Annotated in this window: 24 protein-coding genes and 1 other annotated feature; all 24 genes read left to right on the top strand. The window is 44.9% G+C overall.

Going from position 1 to position 25,278, the window contains the following annotated elements; translation table 11 throughout:
• The first annotated feature begins 6 nt into the window (after positions 1-6).
• The 24 genes from mraY to recD2 all read left to right on the top strand — a co-directional run bounded on the left by mraY (position 7) and on the right by recD2 (position 25,165).
• On the top strand, positions 7-972 hold the full coding sequence (gene mraY / locus FFM64_RS07060; RefSeq protein WP_137607304.1) for a phospho-N-acetylmuramoyl-pentapeptide-transferase: 966 nt from the start codon (positions 7-9) through the stop codon (positions 970-972).
• Between the two features lie 109 nt (positions 973-1,081).
• A complete protein-coding gene (murD, locus tag FFM64_RS07055; protein ID WP_137607336.1) occupies positions 1,082-2,461 on the top strand; it encodes a UDP-N-acetylmuramoyl-L-alanine--D-glutamate ligase in 1,380 nt (459 codons plus the stop codon).
• A complete protein-coding gene (murG, locus tag FFM64_RS07050) occupies positions 2,461-3,558 on the top strand; it encodes an undecaprenyldiphospho-muramoylpentapeptide beta-N-acetylglucosaminyltransferase (protein WP_137607303.1) in 1,098 nt (365 codons plus the stop codon). The genes murD and murG overlap by 1 nt, the downstream gene beginning before the upstream one ends.
• 29 nt (positions 3,559-3,587) lie before the next feature.
• A complete protein-coding gene (locus FFM64_RS07045; RefSeq protein WP_137607302.1) occupies positions 3,588-4,463 on the top strand; it encodes a cell division protein FtsQ/DivIB in 876 nt (291 codons plus the stop codon).
• Between the two features lie 125 nt (positions 4,464-4,588).
• Positions 4,589-5,941, top strand: a complete 1,353-nt coding sequence (ftsA, locus tag FFM64_RS07040; protein WP_137607301.1) for a cell division protein FtsA — start codon at positions 4,589-4,591, stop codon at positions 5,939-5,941.
• A gap of 28 nt (positions 5,942-5,969) precedes the next feature.
• Positions 5,970-7,259: a cell division protein FtsZ gene (ftsZ, locus tag FFM64_RS07035; RefSeq protein WP_137607300.1), complete on the top strand. Its 1,290-nt coding sequence runs from the start codon at positions 5,970-5,972 to the stop codon at positions 7,257-7,259.
• Positions 7,260-7,284: 25 nt separating this feature from the next.
• The gene (locus FFM64_RS07030) at positions 7,285-7,719 is read left to right on the top strand and encodes a cell division protein SepF (protein WP_137607299.1); all 435 of its coding nucleotides are present in this window, start codon (positions 7,285-7,287) and stop codon (positions 7,717-7,719) included.
• A 10-nt stretch (positions 7,720-7,729) separates the two neighbouring features.
• Positions 7,730-7,996, top strand: coding sequence for a YggT family protein (locus FFM64_RS07025; protein WP_137607298.1), 267 nt, complete (start codon positions 7,730-7,732; stop codon positions 7,994-7,996).
• Positions 7,997-8,022: 26 nt separating this feature from the next.
• Positions 8,023-8,808, top strand: coding sequence for a YlmH family RNA-binding protein (locus tag FFM64_RS07020; RefSeq protein WP_137607297.1), 786 nt, complete (start codon positions 8,023-8,025; stop codon positions 8,806-8,808).
• A gap of 19 nt (positions 8,809-8,827) precedes the next feature.
• Positions 8,828-9,529: a DivIVA domain-containing protein gene (locus FFM64_RS07015; protein ID WP_137607296.1), complete on the top strand. Its 702-nt coding sequence runs from the start codon at positions 8,828-8,830 to the stop codon at positions 9,527-9,529.
• Positions 9,530-9,561: 32 nt separating this feature from the next.
• Positions 9,562-9,774: a binding site (T-box leader), on the top strand.
• A gap of 657 nt (positions 9,775-10,431) precedes the next feature.
• Positions 10,432-13,230, top strand: a complete 2,799-nt coding sequence (gene ileS, locus FFM64_RS07010) for an isoleucine--tRNA ligase (protein ID WP_137607295.1) — start codon at positions 10,432-10,434, stop codon at positions 13,228-13,230.
• A 171-nt stretch (positions 13,231-13,401) separates the two neighbouring features.
• Entirely contained in the window at positions 13,402-14,400 is a 999-nt protein-coding gene (dapF, locus tag FFM64_RS07005) for a diaminopimelate epimerase (protein WP_137607294.1), read from the top strand.
• 174 nt (positions 14,401-14,574) lie between these two features.
• Positions 14,575-15,135: an NUDIX hydrolase gene (locus FFM64_RS07000; protein ID WP_137607293.1), complete on the top strand. Its 561-nt coding sequence runs from the start codon at positions 14,575-14,577 to the stop codon at positions 15,133-15,135.
• On the top strand, positions 15,128-15,400 hold the full coding sequence (locus FFM64_RS06995) for a hypothetical protein (protein WP_137607292.1): 273 nt from the start codon (positions 15,128-15,130) through the stop codon (positions 15,398-15,400). Before FFM64_RS07000 ends, FFM64_RS06995 begins: the two co-directional genes overlap by 8 nt.
• A gap of 20 nt (positions 15,401-15,420) precedes the next feature.
• Positions 15,421-16,113, top strand: a complete 693-nt coding sequence (locus FFM64_RS06990; protein ID WP_137607291.1) for a 5'-methylthioadenosine/adenosylhomocysteine nucleosidase — start codon at positions 15,421-15,423, stop codon at positions 16,111-16,113.
• Between the two features lie 36 nt (positions 16,114-16,149).
• Positions 16,150-17,301 carry a cysteine desulfurase family protein gene (locus FFM64_RS06985; protein ID WP_137607290.1) on the top strand — a complete coding sequence of 384 codons (1,152 nt, stop codon included), beginning with the start codon at positions 16,150-16,152 and terminating at the stop codon, positions 17,299-17,301.
• A 15-nt stretch (positions 17,302-17,316) separates the two neighbouring features.
• Positions 17,317-17,658: a DUF1831 domain-containing protein gene (locus FFM64_RS06980; RefSeq protein WP_137607289.1), complete on the top strand. Its 342-nt coding sequence runs from the start codon at positions 17,317-17,319 to the stop codon at positions 17,656-17,658.
• Between the two features lie 117 nt (positions 17,659-17,775).
• Positions 17,776-18,900 carry a tRNA 2-thiouridine(34) synthase MnmA gene (gene mnmA / locus FFM64_RS06975; RefSeq protein ID WP_137607288.1) on the top strand — a complete coding sequence of 375 codons (1,125 nt, stop codon included), beginning with the start codon at positions 17,776-17,778 and terminating at the stop codon, positions 18,898-18,900.
• A 153-nt stretch (positions 18,901-19,053) separates the two neighbouring features.
• Entirely contained in the window at positions 19,054-20,406 is a 1,353-nt protein-coding gene (locus FFM64_RS06970) for a TrkH family potassium uptake protein (protein WP_137607287.1), read from the top strand.
• Between the two features lie 12 nt (positions 20,407-20,418).
• A complete protein-coding gene (locus FFM64_RS06965) occupies positions 20,419-21,081 on the top strand; it encodes a potassium channel family protein (RefSeq protein ID WP_137607286.1) in 663 nt (220 codons plus the stop codon).
• 172 nt (positions 21,082-21,253) lie between these two features.
• Positions 21,254-21,919: a histidine phosphatase family protein gene (locus FFM64_RS06960; protein WP_137607285.1), complete on the top strand. Its 666-nt coding sequence runs from the start codon at positions 21,254-21,256 to the stop codon at positions 21,917-21,919.
• A gap of 15 nt (positions 21,920-21,934) precedes the next feature.
• Entirely contained in the window at positions 21,935-22,078 is a 144-nt protein-coding gene (locus FFM64_RS12380) for a hypothetical protein (protein ID WP_223876921.1), read from the top strand.
• Positions 22,079-22,099: 21 nt separating this feature from the next.
• On the top strand, positions 22,100-22,627 hold the full coding sequence (locus FFM64_RS06955) for a tetratricopeptide repeat protein (protein ID WP_223876920.1): 528 nt from the start codon (positions 22,100-22,102) through the stop codon (positions 22,625-22,627).
• 15 nt (positions 22,628-22,642) lie between these two features.
• The gene (gene recD2, locus FFM64_RS06950; RefSeq protein ID WP_137607284.1) at positions 22,643-25,165 is read left to right on the top strand and encodes an SF1B family DNA helicase RecD2; all 2,523 of its coding nucleotides are present in this window, start codon (positions 22,643-22,645) and stop codon (positions 25,163-25,165) included.
• Positions 25,166-25,278 lie beyond the last annotated feature (113 nt).

Below are 25,278 nucleotides of genomic sequence, written 5' to 3'. Positions count from 1 at the left end.
ATTGTTTTGAGTTTAATTGAGTGGGTAGCAACGCTATTTAGCGGCTTTATTATTGTTTTTGCCTTGATGCCATCTTTGATTCGGTATTTCCGGGCACGTAAAGAAGGACAAATGATTCGTGAAGAGGGTCCGAAGTGGCACGAAAAGAAATCTGGGACGCCAACGATGGGTGGGTTATTATTCATCATTGCCATTCTCGTCACGACGATCTGGGTCGGCTTTTGGCAGGGACAATTACGACCAACAACTTGGATTCTAATGTTCATTCTGGTCCTCTACGGTGCTTTAGGTTTCTGGGATGACAGCATTAAACTCTGGCGCAAACAGAATGAAGGCCTGAAAGCTTGGCAGAAGATGCTCGGCCAAATCGTGGGCGCTGTCGTCTTTACACTGGTTTATCAGCATGAACAGTTACCAATGGGTTTACATCTACCGGGACTAGGTGACTGGTCGATGGGCCTTTGGTATATGCTGTTTGTCATCATCTGGTTAGTTGGCTTCTCGAATGCCGTCAACTTGACGGATGGTTTGGACGGGTTAGTTGCCGGGCAAGCGACGATTGCATTTGGGGCCTATGCCATTATCGCGTTACACCAACAGCAAATGGACGTGGCCTTATTCTGTATTGCGGTCGTTGGTTCGTTACTCGGTTTCTTTGTCTTCAATCATAAGCCAGCTAAAATTTTCATGGGTGACATGGGTTCTTTGGCCTTAGGTGGCGCTTTAGCAGCTGTCTCAATCTTGGTCCATCATGAGTTGTCACTGTTGATTATTGGGATTATCTTCGTCATCGAAACGGCGTCGGTAATTTTACAAGTGGCTTCCTTCAAATTGACTGGTAAGCGGATCTTCTTAATGAGCCCAATTCACCATCATTTTGAAATGAAGGGCTGGAGCGAATGGAAAATTGACATCGTCTTCTGGTCGATTGGATTAGTAGCCGCAGCAATTAGCGTCGCCACAATTATCTAGTGAAATTGCTAGCAGGTTGTGACCTGGCCGGTAATTGAAAGGCTTATTTAAGCAGTAAGTTAAATTGATAATAAAGTATTAATAAACAAATTTAGGGAGATTTTGGATGATGAAGTCGGTTGAACAGTATCGTAATCAAAAGGTATTGGTATTAGGATTAGCCAAAAGTGGGATGAATGCGGCGCGGTTGTTGCATAAACTGGGAGCATTTGTGACCGTTAACGATAAAAAGGATTTTGATGATAATCCAGATGCACAAGAATTATTGAGTGATGGCATCAAAGTCATTACTGGTGGGCACCCACTGTCATTACTAGATGAAGATTTTAAAGTGGTCGTTAAAAATCCTGGCATTCCTTATACCAATCCAATCGTGGCGGGTGCGCTGAAAAAGCATATTCCGGTGATTACGGAAGTTGAACTGGCGTCACAGATTTTAGACGGTGAATTGATCGGTGTGACGGGGACGAATGGTAAGACGACCACAACGACGCTAATTGCGCTGATGTTGAATCATCGGCAAAATGCTGGCAAAGCTTATGTGGCTGGTAATATTGGTGTCCCGGCGTCGGCAGTGGCCCAAAAGGCCCAACCTGAAGATACCATGGTAACCGAGTTATCTAGTTTCATGTTGTGTGGCATTCAGTCCTTACACCCGCATATTGCCGTCTTAACAAATATCTACTCGACCCATCTAGACTATCATGGGTCTCGTGCAAATTACGTCAAAGCTAAGATGCGCATTACGATGAATCAAACGGCTGATGATTATTTTGTTGTCAACTGGGATAGCGATGAATGGCGTGAGTTGAGTAAACAATCGCAAGCACAAGTCGTCCCATTTTCACGCCAAGGTCATTCAGAGGCTGGGGCCTACGAAAAAGATGGTCAATTGTACTTTAAAGATGAATTGATCATGGCTGCCAAGGATATCAAAATTCCTGGCGATCATAATGTGGAAAATGCCTTGGCAGCCATTGCGGTTGCTAAGATTCAACAAGTCCCAACCGCTGGTATTGTCCAAGTTCTTAAGACGTTCTCAGGTGTTCGGCATCGGACACAATACGTGGAAACCTATGAAGACCGGATGTTCTACAATGATTCAAAGGCGACCAATATTGTTGCCACAGAGATGGCTTTAAAGGGGTTCAGTCAACCAGTCGTCCTTTTAGCTGGTGGCTTGGATCGTGGGAACACCTTTGAAAAACTTGCACCAGCCTTAAAAGATCACGTGAAGGCGATGATTGTCTTTGGTGAAACGGCACAAAAAGTGGCAGATGCCGGTAAGCTGGCAGGGATAACGACTATTGAATTCAGTGAGAATTGTGAAACGGCCGTGCCAGTCGCTTGGAAGCTCAGTGCGCCTGGTGATGTCATCATGTTATCGCCAGCTTGTGCTAGCTGGGATCAATACCCGAACTTCGAAATTCGTGGGGATCGTTACATCAAAGCAATTGAGAAAGTCACCGGAAAGGCGGAAGAAAAGTAATGCGACTAATGATTTCTGGCGGTGGGACTGGTGGTCATATCTACCCAGCCCTAGCCTTAATTGAAGCGTTAAAAGCCAAAGATCCACAGGCCCAAGTTTTATACGTTGGGACGCACCGGGGCCTTGAGAGCCGCATCGTGCCAGAGCGTGGGATCGACTTCAAGACAATTAAGATTCAAGGTTTCAAACGGTCCTTGTCGTTACAAAACTTCAAAACGGTCTGGCTCTTTTTGAAGAGCGTTGGCACAGCTCGTAAGTATATTAAAGCCTTTAAACCGGATGTGGTTGTCGGAACTGGTGGCTATGTGAGTGGTGCGGTCGTATTTGCGGCAAGTCAAATGCATATCCCAACGGTTATTCATGAACAGAATTCCGTCGTTGGGGTAACAAACAAGTTTTTGAGCCACTTTGTTGATAAGATTGGGATCTCATTTGAGAGCGCCCGGTCACAATTTCCTGAAAAGAAAGTTGTCATGACCGGTAACCCTCGTGCCCAGCAAGTCGTTAATATCAAAAAAACGGCTGCGTTGCAATCTTTTGGACTTCAAGATGATCGCCCAACGGTCCTTATTTTTGGTGGGAGTCGCGGTGCGGCTAAAATCAATCAAGCCACGGTTGAGGCAATTCCCGAATTAAATCAACGGGCTTATCAGACGCTATTCGTCACTGGCCAAGTGCATTACGATAAAATTAAGGATAGTCTGGGAAAGACAGCCTTAGCTCCGAATGTTAAAATCAAACCGTACATCAAAAATATGCCGGCAATTCTCCCAGAGATTGCGACGATTCTAGGTCGAGCAGGGGCAACCAGTATTGCGGAAATTACCGCGTTAGGGATTCCGTCAATTCTGGTTCCGAGCCCGTATGTGACTAATGATCATCAGACGAAGAATGCTCAGAGCTTGGTGAATGCTGGGGCAGCTAAACTGATTAAGGAAGCAGACTTGGATGGCAAGAGTTTGGTGAAAGCCGTCGATAGCTTAATGCTAGATACGGCTGGTCGTGAAAAGATGGCGGCCAACGCTAAGAAACTCGGTATGCCAGATGCGGCTAATCAATTGCTCAAGGTCTTAGAAACTGCCATTCAGGCGCATTAAGTCGTTTTTTAATTGAAAGGGTGGTTGTGATGGCCATATTTAAACACCGGCCGAAAAAGAAAGCACAGCTTGACCAGCTAACCCCCTGGGAAAAATTTCAACGCCAAGCTGATGAGAATCAAAAGGCTGAACAAAAGCGTCATTTTAAGTGGTCAGGGAAACGGATTCGAATTGGTGATAAGTTGCCGAAACTGAAAACGCAGCGGCGGCGACTAGCAACTAGACGGGCTGGATTATTAATCGGCCTGTTTTTGTTGGGAATTGCTGGTGCGAGCTACTTTATTTCGCCATTAAGTCACATTTCACAAGTTAAGGTGACGGGAACGGAAAAGCTTAGCACGGCTCAAGTGCAAGCCGCTACGCAAATTAAACCTGGTCAGTCTGTCTGGGCGGTTATTGGAAACGACAAAGCGACCAGTCGGGCTGCTTTGCAAGCTAATCCGCAAGTTGGGCAAGTTAAGACAACTTTAAGTAATTGGAATCACGTCACGGTGACTGTTCATGAGATTCGGCTGGCTGGATACTTAGTCACTGGTGGCCGATATCAACGGGTGCTTGAAAACGGCTTGATCATGAATAAGTCCGTTTCACAACCTGGTGGTGGTTATCCAATCTATGCTAGTTTCAAGAGTGGGTCACGGTTACAGACAATGATTGCTCAGTATGCAAAATTACCGGCTGCCGTGAAGCACAACATTTCGGAAATAAAATTTGATCCAAATAAAGCCAATACAGAACGGGTTCATCTGTATATGAATGATGGCAATGAGGTTTATGCCTCAATTTCAACGTTTGCCAGCAAGATGCAGTACTATGCTGGTATCGCTGCCAAGATGAAAGCGCCAGGAATTATCAACTTGGAAGTCGGTGCTTATTCATATTCGTTTAAAAAGTCGACTAAATGACCGAAAAAGCAAGCGAGAGCCTTTTTAAAAGCGCTTCGGATATGGTAAACTAAGGGATAATTGGATATGTAACAAAATCTTTGGATATTTATGTATTTATGTAATTACTAGGAGGTTCCTCTATTATGGATAATTCAGGAATTTATGTCGGACTTGATATAGGGACCACCTCAATAAAAGTCATTGTTGCTGAACGTGTAAAGGGACAAATGAACGTTATTGGTGTGGGAAGCGAACGTTCTAATGGTCTGAGTCGTGGCGTGATTGTCGATATCGACAAAGCAGCCACCGCGATTCAATCAGCGGTACGCCAAGCAGAAGAAAAAGCAAGTATCGAAATAAAAAAGGTTATTGCGGGAGTGCCCGCTAACTTGGTAAAAATTGAGCGTTGCCGTGGCATGATTGCGGTCGCTGATGAATCAAAAGAAATTAATAATGAGGACGTCCAAAAGGTAGCGGCGGCTGCACTTGTGCAGAGCATGCCACCAGAGCGCGAAGTTCTCGATGTGATTCCCGACGAATTTGTGGTCGACGGTTTTGATGGCATTAAAGATCCCCGAGGCATGGTCGGCGTGCGACTTGAGATGCACGGCACCTTGTTCACCGGTCCGAAGACCATTATTCATAATACCCGTAAAGCCATTGAGAAAGCGGGCTTACAAATTGAACAGATCGTGATTGCCCCACTGGCATTGAGTTCATTAGTGTTAAATGATGGCGAACAGGATTTTGGTTCAATCATTGTTGACATGGGTGGTGGCCAGACAACAGCTGGAGTCATTCATGATCATCAATTGAAGTATACTTATGTTGACCAAGAAGGTGGTCACTATATCACGAAAGATATTTCCGTGGTTTTGAACACCTCAATTGAGAATGCTGAAAAACTAAAACGTGACTATGGCTATGCCGATGCACAGCGCGCTTCCGATGATGAAGTCTTTCCTGTGGATGTGGTTGGTCAAAGCAGTCCCACCCAAATCAGTAGTCAATATTTAGCAGAGATTATTGAAGCACGATTGGATCAAATCTTTGATAAAATCAAGCAACACTTGGATGAGATTCGGGCCTTAGAATTACCTGGTGGCATCGTGTTAACTGGTGGTGTTGCGGCATTACCAGGAATTACCGATTTAGCCAGTGACGTTTTTGGGACCAATGTTCGCGTCTTTACGCCGAGCCAGATGGGCTTAAGACATCCGTCATTTGATGAGGCGTTAGCCGTTATCAAATATCAAGCGGCCTTAAGTGAAGTGGCATTACTCGTGAAGAGTGCGTTAACTGGCGATACCAGAGCCAGTGTCGCGGTTGACTTTGCAGAGAGCACGCCAGCTGATCAAGCCATGCCTGATCAAGCAGCACAATCGCAAAGACCAGCCCAAGCAACCAGTAAACCAAAACCTGCCAAACAGCAGGATCCAAATCGTGAGAGTGGCTTTGAACGAATGAAGGGTTTCTTCAATCACTTTTTTGATTAATTAGGATAGGAATGACGGAGGAAAAATTATGGAATTTTCTTTAGATGCAACCCAGAATTCAGGGGCTAATATTAAAGTCATCGGTGTTGGTGGCGGGGGCGGTAACGCTGTCAATCGGATGATTGCTGAAGACGTTCAAGGCGTTGAATTTATTGTCGCTAATACGGATGTTCAAGCATTACAAAGTTCAAATGCAGAAACAAAAATTCAATTAGGACCAAAGTTGACTCGTGGTTTAGGTGCCGGTTCTAATCCCGATGTTGGGTCCAAAGCGGCTCAAGAAAGTGAAGAAGCGATTACGGAAGCCTTAACTGGTGCCGATATGGTCTTCGTCACTGCCGGCATGGGTGGCGGTACTGGGAACGGTGCTGCGCCAGTTGTTGCTAAAATTGCCAAGGATTCCGGCGCTTTGACGGTTGGGGTCGTGACGCGACCATTTACGTTTGAAGGTCCAAAGCGGGCTCGTAACGCGGCGGAAGGGATTGCGCAAATGAAAGACAACGTTGATACGTTGATTATCATTGCCAACAACCGGTTGTTAGAAATCGTTGACAAGAAGACGCCAATGATGGAAGCCTTCCAAGAAGCCGACAACGTCTTACGTCAAGGGGTTCAAGGGATTTCTGACTTGATCACATCACCAGGTTACGTTAACTTGGACTTTGCTGATGTGAAGACTGTGATGCAAAACCAAGGTTCTGCCTTGATGGGAATTGGTTCAGCTAGCGGCGAAAACCGGACGGCTGATGCCACTAAGCAAGCCATTTCATCACCATTGTTGGAAGTTTCTATCGATGGTGCCGAACAAGTCTTACTCAACATTACTGGTGGTCCCGACATGTCCTTGTATGAAGCGCAAGCAGCTTCAGACATCGTGTCACAAGCTGCCACGACTGACGTTAACATTATCTTTGGGACGTCCATTGATGAGAGCTTAGGCGACGAAGTTCGGGTCACTGTGATTGCGACTGGGATTGACCAAAAGCAAAAAGAAATCAAAAATGGGACAGTTCAGTCACGAACGGAACAGTCTCAGCAACGTGGTGGCTTGTTTGACACCCCAGCTGATAAGCAGCCAAGTGCTGACAGTCCTGTCAACGTGTCAACCAACCAAACACAAGCGAATGATCCATTTAGCAACTGGGATATTCGGCGTGAAACAGGTTCTGCACGTCCAGCAGTTAATGATCATTCAGATGCAAAAGTCGAAAAAACTGACTTTGACGTGTTTAATGACAATAGCCAGGCTGAAGAAAAGCAAGATAACAATAGTGATTCATTAGATACGCCGCCATTCTTCAAACGGCGTCGTAAATAAGTTCGTTGAAGGGAAGCGATGACGCATGGCCGGACGTTTTAGTTTAAGTAACTTCTTTGGCGTAGGTGATGAGGAAGAACAATACGATGAAACGTCGAATTCAACTCAACCTAACCGGACTGCCCCCACGACGAATACAGCCACCAATGCTTCGGCCCGTAAAGTGGTTCCGATGCAAGGTGGTAAAGCGGTGAATAGCAAGATTGCCTTGTTTGAACCAAGAATCTATTCGGATGTGAAGGAAATCGCTGCACAATTGCTCAAAAATCAGGCGGTCATTATTAATTTTGACCACGTTGATGACGCAATGGCACGACGCATTGTCGATTTTCTGACGGGTACGGTTTATGCGATCAACGGCGAGATTGAGCGTATTGGTGACGAGATTTTTCTTTGTATTCCTGAAAACTATGAAGTTTCCGGGAGCACAACGGCACAAATCAATCCCAACAGTTTATAAGTAAGGAGTGATGGCACTGATCTATACAATTATTAACGGGTTATTTCAACTTTATACCTTAGCGCTAATTGTCTTTATTTTAATGTCCTGGTTCCCAGGCGCTTATAATACTGGCCTTGGTCGTTTCTTAGGGCAAATCTGTGATCCATTTCTTAGTGTCTTTCGGCGGTTTATTCCGTCGATTGCCGGACTAGACTTTTCACCGATTGTCGCGCTGTTAGTGTTACAGTTCGCTGAACGTGGTTTAGTTTACTTATTGTCAATTTTTAGCTTTTAATTTAAAAAATAACGAGGAATAGTATCGTGAATGATAATTTAAAACAACATTTTCGCGATAGTGAAGCCCCATTTATTGAACAGGTCACTGGTTGGTTGCGAGAAGCGGCCGATCAGTACCGACCAATTTTAACCGCGTTTTTAAACCCGCGGCAAGTCTACATTGCTCAAACGTTAGTGAATCAACTCGATGAAGTCCATATGCGGGCTTCGGGTGGGTATCCGGGCGCCGAATTACAACGGATTTTATTCTATCCGGATTATTACGAGCCCCAACCGGCAGATTTTCAAATTACCTTATTCAACATCGTCTATCCGGTGAAGTTTGCCACCTTAAAACATGGTCAAATTCTGGGTACACTGGCTAATTCTGGTGTGGAACGCGATGTCTTCGGCGACATTGTTTCCGATGGTGAAGCTTGGCAATTTTATTGTGAAAGTGAAATGATGACTTATTTCACTGATCAAATTGATCGCTTTGGAAAGACTAAGGTTCATCTCACAGATGTCCCGTTAGCGAATGCGGTCGATCCGCAAAATGATTGGGAAACCATCACGACGACGGTCAGTTCTTTACGAGCGGATAGTGTGATCAAGGCGGCATTCAACCTATCACGACATCATGCAAAAGAATTGGTCGAAGGGGCACATGTCCGTTTGAATTGGGCAGATTTGCCTAAAGCGGATTCTGAAATTGCGTTGCTGGATATGTTAAGTGTGAATCATTATGGCCGGGTCCGATTGACTGAAATCGGCGGTGAGACTAAAAAGTCGCGGTTGCGAATTACTTTAAATATTATTCATAGTAAATAGATATTGGAGGAAATTTAGTATGGTGTTAAGTCCTGATGACATTCATAACAAGGCGTTTTCCACGAAACTTCGTGGTTACAATATTGACGAGGTAAATGATTTTCTTGAACAAATTATCAAGGATTATCAAATTACCTTGAAGCAAAATAAGGACCTCCAGGAACGTTTAGACGCAAGTGAAGGTAAGCTCAAATACTTCAACGAACTGAAGGATTCTTTGAACCAGTCAATCTTGGTGGCCCAAGAAGCTGCCGATAAAGTTAAGACGAATTCGAAGAAGGAAGCCGACATTATTACCCGTGAAGCTCAAAAGCAAGCTTCAGACATCGTCAGTGAAGCCACGGATAAGTCTAACCAGATGATCGACGAAGCCTCACAAAAGGCTAAACGGTTATCCGTTGAAACGGATGATTTGAAGAAGCAAACGCGGGTCTTCCGCCAACGTCTCCAAGTGATGTTAGAATCACAATTGGAAGTCGTTAAGAGCAAAGACTGGGATCAACTACTCAGCGAAACAGATACGTCAACTTATTCAGAAATTCAACATGTTTTGAAGGATGATCATCTTGACAATGGGACCAACGCGAGTGTAAACTCAGAAGCAGCTGTTGAAATCACTAATCCGGCAACTGGTGAAACGCCAGTTGCCGACGGTGGCGACCAAGCTCAAGAACAAACCGTTGTCATTTTCCCTGACGATGATGTTGACTCTTCGAAGTAAGTCGACTAAAATCAACAGTACAGTTAAATTTTATTAACATTTTGAGGAGAACAGCAAACAGTTTATCGATACGCCCAGCGAGCCGGTGCAAGTGAGAATCCGGTCGTCCCTCGTTAAGTTGCAGATCATCTCCGAATGTCGGCCTGAAATCAGTAGGGCTGGCCGGTTCATGACCGTTAACCATGCTATGAGAGAATTTAAACAATTCTAAAATTGGGTGGTACCACGATAACTTCGTCCCTTGCCGGGCGGAGTTTTTTTGTATCCAAAATTTGTGGATTGATTGGGTAATTTAAGGCTATTTTGTTTGATTGGTGTTGGATCCAAATAGCGTCTGATTGCCGCCGACCGGTTGCTCCCGCTGAGGCTGGAACGTGGTGGGCACAACTTTGAGCCGAAAATCACGTCTCAACGCTTGGCCTTTCACTAGGCGAGGCAACGACCCTCACCAAGTGAAATTTCACCACTGAGCCTCAGTCGGACTAACCTCACGGCTAAGTGACATCGCTTTACCAGAACGTGTTGGGGGACTAATCAACTGAGATTGTGTCAATTAAATAGGAGTTTGGATTGTTCTAGTACTGAGTTCAATAGTTTTAAAGCTCAGCTCAAATTTTTAGTTGATCAATCTCAGTTGATTAATCACTTAGCATTCACTGGTAGAATTGTGATGATATTTACCGAGAGGTTGGGGCAGGCAAGGATCAGCCACCAAATTACCCTAACTGACGTGGGTTTACGGCAGTTAGGGTAAGGACACTTTTCGAGACCGGTTTTTGGCCCGAAAATGGCCGGCAGCGTTCCAGCCTTGCTCGCCCCAACCGGCAGGTAGCAATTGAGCACCGTAACAAGCTTCAAAGTCAATCAACCGAGATAGTCAGAAAATATTAAGGAGTGGTCAAATGCGTGTTAAAGAAACATTAAACCTCGGTAAAACCAAGTTTAAAATGCGTGGGAATTTACCCGTTAAAGAACTCGAACGTGAAAACGTTTGGGCAGAAAACAAAGTTTATGAACAACGCCAAAAGCTAAATGAAGGGAAGCCATCCTTCATCTTGCATGATGGCCCCCCATACGCTAATGGCGATATCCATATGGGTCACGCGTTAAATAAGATTACGAAGGACTTTATTGTCCGTTATAAATCAATGAATGGTTTCCGAGCACCCTATGTTCCTGGTTGGGATACGCATGGTCTACCAATTGAACAAAAATTACAACAAGCGGGCTACGATCGCAAAAAGATGAGCACCAATGCTTTCCGTGAACTTTGTCGCGAATATGCCTTAAAGCAAGTTGATCGTCAACGTGACGAATTCAAACGTTTGGGTGTTGCTGGCGAATGGGATAATCCATATCTGACCTTAAAGCCAGAATTCGAAGCCGCCCAAATTCGCGTATTTGGTGCGTTTGCCAAGCGGAATTTGATTTATCGTGGCAAAAAGCCAGTATACTGGTCATGGTCTTCAGAATCAGCCTTGGCTGAAGCCGAAGTTGAATATCATGATGTGACGTCACCATCCGCATTTTTTGGCGAAAAAGTGATTGATGGTAAGGGTGTCTTGGACGATAACACGTACATGGTCGTCTGGACCACGACGCCTTGGACGATTCCAGCTTCTGAAGGGATCACGATCGATGCTAGTTTCGACTATGCCGTTGTTCAACACAATGGTGATGATCGTAAATATGTGATTGCCGCTGAATTAGTTGATGAAAATGCAAAACGTTTTGGTTGGGAAGATGTTAAAGTCGTTAAGACCGTCAAAGGGGCCGATTTAGACCGGGTTCTTTGTGAACATCCATTTGATGCTAGCCGGAAATTAGTCACGATGTTAGGCGACTTTGTGACGCTTGATTCTGGGACTGGACTTGTCCATACTGCCCCTGGTTATGGGGAAGATGACTACCGGATCGGGATGAAATATGACTTGCCAGTCTTTGCCCCAGTTAACAACCAAGGGGTCTTGACTGAAGAAGCTGGACCTGATTTTGCGGGTGTCTTCTATGACGATGCGAACCAAATCGCCTTGGATAAATTAAAAGCTGCCGGTTTGCTATTAGACTACATGCCATACGAACATAGTTACCCATTTGACTGGCGGACTAAAAAGCCGATCATCTTCCGGGCAACACCACAATGGTTCGCTTCCGTTGGTGATATGCGTGATGAGATTTTGCATGCGATCGACGACGTAAAATTCTTCCCAGATTGGGGTCAAAAACGGCTCTACAACATGATTCGTGATCGTGGTGACTGGGTCATTTCACGGCAACGGGTCTGGGGTGTGCCACTCCCAATCTTCTATGCTGAAGATGGCACGGCTATTATGGAACCAGAAACGATCAATCATGTCGCTGACTTGATTGGTCAGTATGGCTCAAATGTTTGGTTCGAACGCGATGCTAAAGACTTACTTCCAGATGGTTATACCAACGAACACTCACCACATGGTCAATTCACTAAAGAAGAAGATATCATGGATGTGTGGTTCGATTCTGGTTCATCACATCAAGGTGTCTTAGCTGAACGTGATTATCTCGATTACCCAGCTGACTTATACTTGGAAGGTTCTGACCAATATCGTGGTTGGTTCAATTCAAGTTTGATTACCAGCGTGGCAGTTTCCGGGCATGCACCATACAAGCAAGTCTTATCACAAGGCTTTACGTTGGATAATCAAGGCCGTAAGATGAGTAAATCATTGGGTAATACGATTGCGCCAGCAGAAGTAATCAAACAAATGGGGGCAGAAATTGTCCGTTTGTGGGTCTCATCTGTTGATACGAGCTCTGACGTACGTGTATCCATGGAAAGCTTCAAACAAGTGGCCGATGGTTACAAGAAATTCCGGAACACGATGCGTTTCTTGTTAGCCAATACGACGGATTACGATCCTAAAGAAAATCGGGTGGCATTTGAAGATTTGGCTACCGTTGACCAATACATGGCAGTTCGTTTGAATGACTTTGTTGCTGAAGTGAAAGATCACTATGATCATTATGATTTCTTGGACATTTATAAGAAATTGTTGAACTTCTTGACGGTCGATCTATCCAATTTCTATTTGGATATTGCCAAAGACATCATGTATATTGATGCTGAAGACAGTCATTCACGCCGGTCAATGCAAACCGTCTTCTACGATGTATTAGTGGCAATGACGAAGCTCTTTACGCCAATGTTGCCACATACGACCGAAGAGATTTGGCCATTCTTGAAGGAACCTGAAGAATTCGCTCAATTGACTGAAATGCCAACTGTTCAAAACTATGCCAATGCGGATGAACTCAATACCAACTGGCATCAGTTCATGGACGTCCGTAGTGATGTCTTGAAGGCCTTAGAAGAAGCTCGGGATGCTAAGTTAATTGGGAAGTCATTAGAAGCTCATTTGGACTTGTATGTCGACGCTGAAACCAAGTCATTGTTAGATAGCCTGAACACCAATGTTCGTGAAATGTTGATGGTTTCAGCGCTTGATTTGCATGACTTAGCCGAAGTACCAGCCGATGCCGAAACTTTCGGTGACCATGTGGCGATTAAAGTCAGTCATGCGGCCGGTGACGTTTGTTCACGTTGTCGAATGACGAAAACAGACGTGGGTAGCGATGCTGCTTATCCAATGCTCTGCGCGCGTTGTGCCGAAATCGTGCGGACAAACTATCCTGAATCAATTACAACTGGTTTAGAAGCTTAATTAGTGTCAAATTTGTAACGAGTCAATTGGCAGGAAACTGTTGGTTGGCTCGTTTTTTTGGTTGATGGGACAAACATTAAGTTTTTGGTTCTTCGCAATTGAAATATTGTTAAAAAGTCAGTATGATAGTGAAGTAACTAAAACCGAGTTTATTAAATAGATAGGATGCTGATGGCAGTGAAAATGATCAAGGTGCATGGTTCCGGTAATGATTTTTACTTATTGGACCAAACGCAATTTCCAGAGCCGCTTACAGATAAGGGCTTAAAGCAGTTGGCAATTAATATTTGTAAGCGCGATGGCGCGGGATTATACGAAGGCGCTGACGGGGTGTTGGTCGTTGATCATTCAGAACATCCGCATGTTTTGGGCCGGATGCGGGTCATTAATGCCGACGGGACTGAAGCTAGTATGTGTGGTAACGGTCTGCGGACCGTCGCACGTTATTTAGGGACCCAAAATGAACAACGTGAGTTCCGTGTGGAAACAATGTACGCTGATTTAAAGGTGCAAGCTGTCGCAGATTTTGCCAAGCATGTTCCAGCATACAGTGTTGAAATTTCACCCGTTTCTTTTGACGCGCAAACATTGGGTATGCATGCAAATCATGAAGCACAAACAATTATTAATGAAACAATTCCTGAACTTAAAAGTGACTTAAAATTTTCTGCCGTTTCAGTGCCTAATCCACATTTAATTGCATTTGTGGATCATGCGACGTTGGTTGGCTCTGAATTGGGCCGGATTGGCGAATGGCTGAATGATGGCAAAAATTCAATTTTCCCGGATGGGGTTAATGTAAGTTTTGTCGAAGTCCTGGGTCAAAATTCAATTTTTGTACGGACTTTCGAACGCGGCGTTGGTTTTACAAATGCTTGTGGTACCGCCATGTCGGCTTCTTCGCTGATGTACGTGTTATTGCATCAAGAGAGCACTGATTTCAATCAAGAAATTCATGTCACCAATCCTGGTGGGATGGTCAAGACCATTGTTCATCAAGGGGCGGACGAAGAATATTGGATGGAATTAATTGGAAACGCCACGTTTGTTAAAATTGTCAGTTTACCATTGGAAGATGCTTTAGCTGATGATTTTACGCAAGCGACCACCACGGTGACTGGTGAACAAACCGCATATGAAGACTTTGTTGACTCGTTAAAAATGGCTTAATTTGGCAAGCGCTGGGTGGTTTTTATTAACTACTCAGCGTTTTTTCGTGGCCTAACTCGTAGTAGGCGGTTGGCTTGGCCCTAAAGAATCCTTAAATTAACCGGTCGTAAATTGCATTCAGACTCAAAAATCGGTATCCTTATTGAGAAAGCAGATCACCAGGAGGTGTGTGCAATGGATTTTGAAGAACAGGTTAAAACGAGCGAAATAGTCTTCAAGGGTGGCTTGGTGCAAGTTGAGCGCCAACAAGTCATGTTACCAGACCAAACGACTGCGACCCGAGAAATTGTTCATCATCAACCGGCGATTGCAGTCTTGATGGTGACGCCAGCTAAAAAGATGATCCTTGTTCAGCAATGGCGAGCGGCCACTAATGACACGACTTTGGAAATCCCCGCTGGTAAAATTGAATCGGGGGAAAGAGCTATTGAAGCAGCCAAGCGTGAGTTAAATGAAGAGACTCGCTTGGCTGCGGATCAGCTGGAACCAGTTGCTAGCTTTTATACTTCTCCTGGTTTTACGGATGAATTGATGACCTTGTTTGTCGCAACGGGATTACATGCCGTCGCTAAGGCCTTACCACAAGATGCTGATGAATTGTTGCGGCTAAGTGAGCTGGATTTGCCAGCGGCACTCGCGCAAGTAAAATCCGGGAGATTAGCCGATGCAAAGACTGTAATGGCAGTTTGGTATTGGCAAAGCCATCCCGAGTTAGGAGTGACGAGACATGGCTGATGAAGATCGGATGACCCGCCAGCAGTATCGCCAACATCAGGCTCAGCCGGAACCGGCGCAACCGGACGAGTCGGCGACGCCGCCAACAGATGATGAACCAGAAACTGCGTCTTCAGACTCATCACGGCGGGCGTATGCGGCTGAGACGAACCGGGCGTTGGAAGACGCGAAGTCCAAGCGATTAGGTCGTAAGTTAAACTGGGTCATTTTAGGCTTAGTAGTTGCAATTATTGTTGTTTTTTTAATTTTATTTTTAACCCCTTAGGAAAGTAGGATTTTTAACCGATGAAATTTGGAATTATTTGTGCCATGGCAGAAGAACTTAAAACGTTACGAGAAGCACTTGAGAATGAAAAAGTCGTGCCAATAAAGGACATTACCTTTTATGATGGGACGATTGATAATCAAGAAGTTGTACTGGTTCAATCTGGGATTGGGAAAGTCCAAGCCGGCATGACCACGGCTTTAATGATTACTAATTTTGACGTGGATGTCGTGATTAACTCCGGCTCCGCTGGTGGGATTGGCCAGGGGTTGTCCGTCGGTGATGTGGTGGTGGCCACTGCGACTGCCTACCATGATGTTGATGCCACAGCTTTTGATTACGAATACGGTCAACTGCCACAACAACCGTTATATTATGAAACGGATGCCAATTGGGTCAAGCAGATTATGGCTGCGGCCACCGCAACTGGTCTGAATGCCAAGACTGGATTGATTGTTTCTGGTGATCAATTTATCGCCGGAAAAGCAGCCACTGACAAGATCTTAAGCCATTTTCCAGCCGCACTTTCTAGTGAAATGGAAGGCGCCGCAATCGGACAAGCTTGTCATCAATTCAATACGCCTTATGTGGTGATTCGGGCAATGTCCGATGTTGGTGATGAAGATGCTGGTGTCAGCTTTGATGAATTCATTCTGGCAGCGGGTAAGCAATCGGCTGCCATGTTATTAGCCTTGTTTAAGGCCCAGAACTAAGGAATAACCGTAATTTTTTTAAAAGGAAGTAGTGTAATGAAGCGAGTGTACCTTGACAATGCCGCAACGACGCCAATGGCTGAGTCTGTGGTGAGCGAAATGATGGACAAGATGACGAATACGTTTGGGAATGCTTCCAGCACCCATGCGTATGGTCGGGCTGCCCGTGAAGTGTTAGACGATAGTCGGCACATTATTGCGCAAAGTATCAATGCCCAAGATGATGATATTATTTTTACAAGTGGTGGGACTGAAGGCGACAATACGGCCGTCCTGCAAACTGCTTTTGCTCGTCAAAAGTTAGGTAAGCATATCATTACGACGGCAATCGAACACCAAGCAATCTTAAAGTCCACTGAATTCTTGGCAGAACAAGGGTTTGAAGTGACTTATTTGCCAGTTGATGAGAATGGCAATATCAGCCTTGATGACTTTAAAGCCGCCTTACGCCCCGATACGATTTTAGTGTCAATTATGATGGGTAACAATGAGGTTGGTTCACACATGCCAATCCATGAAATTGGTGAAATTTTGAAGGATCATCAAGCTTGGTTCCATACGGATGCCGTCCAAGCCTATGGATTATTGGATATTGATGTTGAACGTGATCATATTGATTTGTTATCAACTTCTGCGCATAAAATAAATGGGCCAAAATTTTTAGGCTTCCTATACAAACGTAATGGCGTTAATTTTCCCAGTTTGATTAAGGGTGGCGAACAAGAAGATAAGCGGCGTGCGGGGACTGAAAACGTTCCAGCTATCGCTGGCTTTGCCGCAGCGGTTAAAGAATTGACCACAACTGAGAAGGCCCATCGACAGGCCAAGTACCACGATTTCAAACAATATATTGTTGATCAATTGATGGCTAATCAGATTGACTTTGAAGTGAATGGTCAGCTAGGTGAGGACAATTTACAACATGTCTTGAACCTCTGGATCAAAGGCATTTCAACCTACACGTTACAAACTAATTTAGATCTTGGTGGGGTGGCGGTTTCTGGTGGTTCTGCTTGTACTGCTGGTAGTTTGGAACCATCCCATGTCTTAATTGCCATGTTTGGGGAAGACTCACCCCGCGTGAGCGAGTCGATTCGATTGAGTTTCGGCCGTTACACGACCAAGGATGACTTGGATCAATTTGTCGCGGTCTTAACGCAGACGGTCAAGCGATTGTTAAAAAAATAAGAGGAGGAATTCGTCATGGCTTACACAAATAGTGTGAAACTTGAAGGCGATTCAAAGACTTATCAAATTAGTACCGGAATCAAAAAATATACGTTAATGGATCTCGGATTTACCAAGGGAAAGTCTGGCGCATTCATGTTTGAGCGGTCACTCGATCCGACGACACCCTACAATGCCGCGTTTAAAGTTAAGTTGACGGTGAATGCGGATCTGACTGGGTTTAAAATGTCGACGGTGACCGGCAATGGGATGCAACGTGCCAACATTTTTAAAAATGATGCGCGTCCGGAAGCCGTTGAACAATTACGGTTCATTTTAAAGAACTTTATTGACCGGGATGTCCTAGTTGAAGCGTAATGATGAAACGCCTGGCTTGCAGCCGGCGTTTTCTTTGTTATAATGGGTATTACTGGACTTGTACGACCTTCAAATCGTGGATTCTCCAGAATCTTTTGGAAATGATGGTGAAAAAGTATGACAGATCACAGTAACACGCGTGTCGTTGTCGGCATGAGTGGTGGTGTTGATTCATCCGTCGTGGCTTTATTGCTGAAGCAGCAAGGTTATGACGTGGTTGGCGTCTTTATGAAGAATTGGGATGATACAGATGAAAATGGTGTCTGTACCGCAACCGAAGATTATAAAGACGTTGCCAAAGTGGCTGACAAAGTTGGGATTCCTTATTATTCAATCAATTTTGAGAAGGAATATTGGGACCGGGTCTTTACGTATTTCTTGGACGAATACAAAAAAGGCCGGACGCCTAATCCTGACGTCATTTGTAACAAAGAAATCAAGTTTAAGGCGTTCTTAGATTACGCGATGGACTTGGGTGCTGACTATATCGCCACTGGGCATTATGCGCGGCTCTCACATGATGAAGACGGCACAATGCACTTATTGCGCGGTGTAGACAGCAACAAGGACCAGACTTATTTCTTGAGCCAGTTGGATTCGAAGACACTTTCAAAGGTGATGTTCCCACTTGGTGACATGATCAAGCCTGACGTGCGGAAATTGGCCTTAAATGCTGGGTTAGCAACAGCAAAGAAGAAGGATTCCGTTGGGATCTGCTTCATTGGCGAAAAGAATTTCAAAGAATTCCTCGGCCATTACTTACCAGCAACGCCTGGTAAGATGATGACGGTTGACGGTGACGTGAAGGGCGAGCATGCCGGTTTGATGTATTACACCATTGGTCAGCGCCGTGGTTTAGGTATCGGTGGCGATGGTGAGGATAACGAACCATGGTTTGTGATCGGTAAAGACCTTAAGAAAAATATTTTGTATGTGGGGAAGGGTTATCACAATCCACATCTCTATGCGACTTATTTGGAAGCCTCAGATCTACACTTTGTCACGAGTGAAGATTTAGGCAATGATTTCCATGTCACTGCCAAGTTCCGTTATCGTCAAAAAGACTCCGGTGTCACGGTACACTTCAATGAAGATCACACGTCAGTTCGGGTGACCTTTGATGATCCAGTCCGGGCCATTACGCCTGGGCAAGCGGTTGTTTTCTACCGTGGTGAGGAATGTCTCGGTTCTGGGATGATTGACGCGGCGTACAACGATGAGCGTATCTTACAATACATTTAAGCTTAAAAGTTAATCAGAGGGTCACTGGCAATTCACTGTTGAATGCTAGTGGCTTTTTTGTGTTTAAAAGCGATGAAAACAGCAATCGGGCTTGCTTTTCGGTCGGAGGTTGCTTAAGCTAATAGAAAAGAACGGATATGGGACTGGCAGTTTATGCAGAAATTAAAGCAATTTAAGTTTTTTGATACGTTATCTAAAAAGATGGTCGCGGGTTTTGTCGTTTTAATCGTGATTGGCACGATCCTATTAAGTTTGCCGATTGCAACTCCGGCTGGGACGCATAGTAGCTTTATTGACGTCTTATTTACGGCGGCTTCGGCGACTTGTATTACCGGGCTCACGGTGGTTAATACCGCAACACATTGGTCGACATTTGGTCAGGTCGTGATCTTAGGCTTGTCGGAAGTTGGGGCACTGGGCTATATGACCTTTGCTGTTTTATTGTTCAACATTATGCGGCGCAATATTGGGTTGTCCACGCAGCTCATGGTCAAGGAGTCCTTGAATCTAGAAAATTTAAGTGATACTAAGAGTGTCATGCGTTACGTGATTGGCTTATCGTTGTTATTTCAATTAGGTGGTCTAGGGTTGTTAGCAGTTGATTTTGTGCCACGGTTTGGTTGGGGACGTGGGTTGTACGTGTCCCTATATCATGCGGTCATGTCGTTTTGTAATGCGGGTTTTGATGTCTTTGGGAATAGTCTGATGGATTTTCGAAGTGATTCGTATGTCCTAATTGTGACAATGATTTTAGTCATTGCCGGTGGCTTAGGCTTTCTCGTTTGGCGGGACTTGTTGTTGTTCCACGAACGAAAACGGTTGTCGTTAAACTCAAAGTTGACGCTGTTCACAACCATTAGTTTATTTGTATTAGGGTTTGTGTTGCTGTTGATCACGGAGCGGGATTTAAAGTTGTTGCCAGCCGGAACCCCTTGGTTTAATCGGACCATCAACACGTTGTTCTTGAGTGTTACGCCACGTACAGCGGGGTTGATCACGATGCCCACTGCAAAACTCCAAGCTGGGAGCCTGTTTATTATCATGGTGTTAATGTTTGTTGGTGGGACGCCTGGTTCAACTGCCGGTGGGATCAAGACAACCACATTTGGTGTGCTGATGTTTCAAAGCATTGCCCAGTTGCGGGGAAAACAAGATGTCGAATTCAGTCATCGTCGGTTTAGCCAGGCCAACATTAGTCGCGCGCTCTTACTGGTCTTCTTGGCAAGTATTGTGATTTCAGTGGCGACTTTGATACTCACGCAAACGGAAAAGATTCCCCAGGGCTTTGGACTTGAATATGTGGTTTTTGAAGTGTTGTCCGCGTTTGGAACCGTTGGCTTGAGTCTAGGCTTGACCCCACATTTAACGGTGGTTGGCAAGTTGGTCATCATGTTGTTGATGTTCATCGGTCGGGTGGGTATTTTCACCTCACTGTATGCCCTTTCTAAACGACAAGCAAAAGTTAACTTAATTCGCTATCCGGCTGAAAATATTTTGATTGGTTAAGGAGTCACTAAGATGAAGAAAAGTTTTGCAGTATTTGGCTTGGGTCGGTTTGGTCAAAGCGTTGTGCGGACATTGGTCGATGCCCATCAGGATGTCTTGGCCGTTGATATCAATGAGGAACCAGTCAATGAGCTGATGGAAGTTGCCACCCAGACACTGATTGCGGATACGCGTGATGAAGCGGTATTACGTGAATTAAATATCGATACCTTTGACTATGTCATTATCGGGATCGGTAATAATATGGAAGCCAGTATTTTGACGACCATGCTAAGTAAGGAACAAGGCGCCAAAAAAGTGATTGCGAAGGCGGAAACGAGTGACCAAGGTCGCGTGCTGGAACGTGTCGGCGCCGATCAAGTGGTCTTCCCGGAGCGTGATATGGGGCACAGCATTGTACGCAAGCTGTTGTCGAATCATATTCTCAGCTTTATCGATCTGAGTGATGAATACACGCTAGCAGCCATTGAAATTACGGATCCAAATTTTGTAGATCAAAATTTGATTGCACTGAATTTACGGGAACGGTTTGGGTTGACGGTGATTGCCATTAAGCATCAGGGTAAGATCAACGTCTCACCACAACCAACGGATATGATGGCCTTACACGATGTTTTGACCGTCGTTGGTCCCATTAAAGGGGTCGAAGGGTTGGACGAAGCATTGAAAAAATGAGACAGTTTGGAAGTCTGGGGTGACCTAGACTTTTTTTGCTGAGAACGAGTCTAGTTTACATAATTTAAATTTAGCCGAGTAGAAATGGTCCTTTTGAAAAAAAAGGTAATAACTGGCATAATAGAAAGTAAACTGTACGGTCGATTGGCGGCCAAGACGAGGAAGTAATCTTTTGACAAAATTGCTATTTATACGGCATGGTAAAACCGAATGGAATCTGGAAGGACGTTATCAAGGCTCACAAGGTGATTCACCATTATTACCAGCGAGTTATGAGGAAATTCATCAATTGGCGGCAGCGCTGCAACCAATCCATTTCAGTCATATTTATGCTAGTCCGTTGAAACGTGCGCGTGACACGGCAATGACCTTGAAGCAAGATCTGGACCAGCCTGATTTGAATGTCTCGATTTTGAGCCGGCTGCGTGAATTTAATCTTGGAAAAATGGAAGGGATGGCGTTTACGGATGTGCAAGCAAAATATCCGGTTGAATTTGACGCCTTTCGTAACCACCCAGACCAATATGATCCCACTGCGATTCAAGGGGAGAGCTTTCAACAATTAGTCAAACGGATGTTACCCGCGATTCAAGAGATTGTTGCGGCCAACCCCCGGCGTGAAGATAACGTGTTAATTGTCAGCCATGGCGCAGCATTGAATGCGTTAGTTAATACGATGTTGGGGGCAACCCTAGCGACTTTGCGGGCGCGTGGCGGTTTGTCCAATACGAGTACGACAATGTTAGAGACCCGAGATCGCGGTAAGAGTTATAAGCTATTGCTTTGGAACGATACGTCGTACTTATCCCGACGGCCAGATCCTAGTGATACAATTTAGAAATGGGGGATGATGGTGACAACTGAATCAAACAAACGTCCCAGCAAGGCTGAACAGCAAGCCTTAGTTCATGAGCTCGTGCAAAAGATTACCACGCAGCCAGACGATTATCAGGCTTATTACGAGCTGACGGTGTTATTGACCGCGGGGCAAGATTAAGAACAAGCAGAAGCACTAGCCATGAAAGCCCTGGGACTTTTTAACCACCAACCCAAGGCCAACAATTTATTGAGCTATGCTTTAGGAAATGTCTATTATCAGGCAGAAGATTATGATCGTGCGTTGACCACTTATCAAAAAATAACGGATCCAAAGTTACAAGCAGATGCGTATTTAATGATGGGCCAGACTTTGATGGCGAAAAAAGATTACCAGCATGCACTCGTGTGGGCACTGACAGCTCAAGAAGCTCAACCAGAGTTGCCAGCCGCTAACTTGTTAGTTGCAAATATATTACTTGCGTTAGGCAATAATCAACAGGCATATGACTATTATCAAAAGGTCATCAAACTCGACCCTGCTCAAGGCGCCGCCTATTTTAATGCTGGGTTGACCGCGATGGTCTTGGGAAAACCGTATGCTAATTTGTTTGTGACTGCCAAAAAGGTGGATGCAACCTATTTTAAACAACATCAACAACAATTAAGTGACATTGAAAAAATGCTGGCGGCCCAAAGTGGGTCGGCAGATGAGTCAGCTAAATCATAGTGAGGAGGGACTTCGGTGCCGGCAACAGAACCTAATTTATTTCCGGATGATTTTAATGGTCAAACGGTTACTCACTTTATTGTGGGTAAAGTCGCGGCCGTTTTTTTTAGTAGTTCGGATAGTTTTTATAAAGTGTTATTGGTCAAAGTCAGTGAGCAAAATATTGATTGGACCGAGGATGAAATGGTCGTGACCGGCAGCTTTGCCGACATTCAAGAAGAAGCCACTTACAAGTTTACGGGTAAAACTGTGCGTCATCCTAAATATGGGACGCAATTTCAAGCTGACAATTATCAAAATGAAACACCCACTTCACGTAGCGGCTTGATTGCCTATCTAGCAGGCAATGATTTTCCTGGACTGGGCCGGAGAACCGCTGAACGGATTGTCGATACCCTCGGTGAAAACGCTATCGATAAAATCCTGGAAGATCCGAAGGTGCTAACGCCGATTGGTTTGCGGGCTTCAGTCCGACAAACTTTGCTGGATACTTTAAGAGTAAACAATGGGTTGGAACAAACGATTATTGGTTTGAATGCCTATGGGTTTGGGAGTCGCTTGGCCGCAGCAATTTACGCCAAATATCAAGGTGACACGCTACAGGTCATTCAAGGGGATCCCTATCGGTTAGTCGCAGACATCAAGGGAGTTGGTTTCAAGAAGGCTGACCAAATTGCAGCCCAATTGAAAATTGACCCGCAGGCCGATAGTCGGTTGCGGGCGGCATTGCTGACCCAAATTACCGAAAGTTGTGCTCAGAATGGGGATACTTATACGACCGCCAAGCCACTGATCACGTCAACGTTACAATTACTGGAAAGTTCACGTCATACGGCGATTGACCCACAAAAGTTGGCTGATCAATTAGTCACATTAGCCAAGGAAAACAAGGTTGTCGGCGAAGAAAATCGAATTTATTTACGCAATCTCTATGAAGCAGAATGGGGGATTGCCGAACACTTGAAGCGACTGCACGATGCAGATAATGATGGCAATTTAACCGCGAAAAGTGTCGATCGGGCCATTGCCCATGTCGCTAAGGCAAGCAATTTAACTTATGATGAGTCACAAACTCAGGCCTTAAAGTCGGCAATCACGTCACATCTATTTCTCTTAACCGGTGGTCCTGGGACCGGTAAAACGACTATTATTCGTGGCTTGGTGGCACTGTTCGCCGAACTGCATGATGTTTCACTCGATTTGAATGAGTATAAAGATAAGACATTTCCAATCTTGCTGGCGGCACCGACTGGTCGGGCCGCGAAACGGATGGCAGAAACGACTGGTTTACCCGCCGGAACAATTCATCGTTTGTTGGGCTTAACTGGTCGTGATGATGATCCCGAGATGCCGACGAAAGATTTGGAAGGTGGTATTTTGATCATTGATGAAATGTCGATGGTCGATACCTCATTGTTCCGACTGTTACTCAAAGCTGTGCCGAGCCACATGCAAGTTATTTTGGTGGGTGATAAGGATCAACTGCCATCGGTTGGCGCGGGGCAAGTCTTTCATGATTTATTACAAAGTCCAGAAATTCCGCAAATTGAGTTAAACACGATTTATCGTCAAGATGATGATTCGAGTATTATCCCGTTAGCGCATGCCATCAAAAATGGTCATTTACCAGCAGACTTTCGCAAGAATCAGCCTGACCGATCGTTCATCGCTTGCAATGCGTTTCAAGTGAATCACATCATTGAACAGGTGGTTTCAAAAGCCAAGGCCAAAGGATTCTCAGCGGACGATGTACAGATTCTAGCTCCCATGTATCGTGGGGCGGCGGGAATTGACCAGCTAAATAAGACGGTCCAAGGTATTTTTAATCCACTGAAGTCAAAACGCCAAAAACAGTTAACCTATAATAATCAACAGTTTCGGGTGGGTGACAAAGTTCTTCAATTAGTGAATGCCCCAGAAGATAATGTCTTCAATGGTGACATTGGTAAAATTGTTGGGATTGATTTGGCGGCTGATCCGCACAACAAATCTAAGAAAGACCAAATCACGATTGCCTTTGAACAAAACGAAGTTACTTATCAGAAGTCCGATTGGAACCGTTTGACACTCGCATACAGCATGTCGATCCACAAATCGCAAGGGAGCCAGTTCAAAATGGTTGTCTTACCATTAGTGCCTCAATTTTCACGAATGCTGCAACGGAATCTACTTTACACAGCAGTGACGCGTGCTGAGCAAATGTTGATCTTATTAGGTGATGAGCAGTCGTTTGAACGTAGCGTAACCAATGAATCTGTCAATCGACTGACGACATTAACGAAACGATTGCAACAGGTCTTCACTGGTGAAACTGAGACGACTGCCCCGGCGCCTGAAACCGCAATGTCAGCGAGTGCTGACTCGAGTGAGCGCTCACAGCTAGCTAATGTTACAGCTGACGAAGAAGCGCCAACAACGGTATCGGCGGGACCACAACAGCTGACACCAGCATTAGTCCGGAGTGGGCAAGTTGATCCGATGATTGGGATGGCGGGGATTAAGCCAACTGATTTCATGACCCAATCGTCTGCTTCGTAGTTGCTTGCTAACACCAAATGAGTGCCAACCTTAAGTTGATGCTTAAGGCTGGTCTTTTTTATCTGTCAATCATGTGGGATACTGCTATAATTAAAATATATATGTCATGAAAC

Origin of the sequence: Lactiplantibacillus daoliensis (assembly GCF_005405005.1) — a bacterium.
GTDB lineage: Bacteria > Bacillota > Bacilli > Lactobacillales > Lactobacillaceae > Lactiplantibacillus > Lactiplantibacillus daoliensis.
This window is presented reverse-complemented; position numbering and strand designations above follow the sequence as displayed.

Coding starts and splice junctions, on each gene's coding strand:
- murD (WP_137607336.1), top strand. CDS start 1,082: ATGAAGTCGGTTGAACAGTATCGTAATCAAAAGGTATTGGTATTAGGA.
- murG (WP_137607303.1), top strand. CDS start 2,461: ATGCGACTAATGATTTCTGGCGGTGGGACTGGTGGTCATATCTACCCA.
- FFM64_RS07045 (WP_137607302.1), top strand. CDS start 3,588: ATGGCCATATTTAAACACCGGCCGAAAAAGAAAGCACAGCTTGACCAG.
- ftsA (WP_137607301.1), top strand. CDS start 4,589: ATGGATAATTCAGGAATTTATGTCGGACTTGATATAGGGACCACCTCA.
- ftsZ (WP_137607300.1), top strand. CDS start 5,970: ATGGAATTTTCTTTAGATGCAACCCAGAATTCAGGGGCTAATATTAAA.
- FFM64_RS07030 (WP_137607299.1), top strand. CDS start 7,285: ATGGCCGGACGTTTTAGTTTAAGTAACTTCTTTGGCGTAGGTGATGAG.
- FFM64_RS07025 (WP_137607298.1), top strand. CDS start 7,730: ATGGCACTGATCTATACAATTATTAACGGGTTATTTCAACTTTATACC.
- FFM64_RS07015 (WP_137607296.1), top strand. CDS start 8,828: ATGGTGTTAAGTCCTGATGACATTCATAACAAGGCGTTTTCCACGAAA.
- ileS (WP_137607295.1), top strand. CDS start 10,432: ATGCGTGTTAAAGAAACATTAAACCTCGGTAAAACCAAGTTTAAAATG.
- dapF (WP_137607294.1), top strand. CDS start 13,402: ATGGCAGTGAAAATGATCAAGGTGCATGGTTCCGGTAATGATTTTTAC.
- FFM64_RS07000 (WP_137607293.1), top strand. CDS start 14,575: ATGGATTTTGAAGAACAGGTTAAAACGAGCGAAATAGTCTTCAAGGGT.
- FFM64_RS06995 (WP_137607292.1), top strand. CDS start 15,128: ATGGCTGATGAAGATCGGATGACCCGCCAGCAGTATCGCCAACATCAG.
- FFM64_RS06990 (WP_137607291.1), top strand. CDS start 15,421: ATGAAATTTGGAATTATTTGTGCCATGGCAGAAGAACTTAAAACGTTA.
- FFM64_RS06985 (WP_137607290.1), top strand. CDS start 16,150: ATGAAGCGAGTGTACCTTGACAATGCCGCAACGACGCCAATGGCTGAG.
- FFM64_RS06980 (WP_137607289.1), top strand. CDS start 17,317: ATGGCTTACACAAATAGTGTGAAACTTGAAGGCGATTCAAAGACTTAT.
- mnmA (WP_137607288.1), top strand. CDS start 17,776: ATGACAGATCACAGTAACACGCGTGTCGTTGTCGGCATGAGTGGTGGT.
- FFM64_RS06970 (WP_137607287.1), top strand. CDS start 19,054: ATGCAGAAATTAAAGCAATTTAAGTTTTTTGATACGTTATCTAAAAAG.
- FFM64_RS06965 (WP_137607286.1), top strand. CDS start 20,419: ATGAAGAAAAGTTTTGCAGTATTTGGCTTGGGTCGGTTTGGTCAAAGC.
- FFM64_RS06955 (WP_223876920.1), top strand. CDS start 22,100: ATGAAAGCCCTGGGACTTTTTAACCACCAACCCAAGGCCAACAATTTA.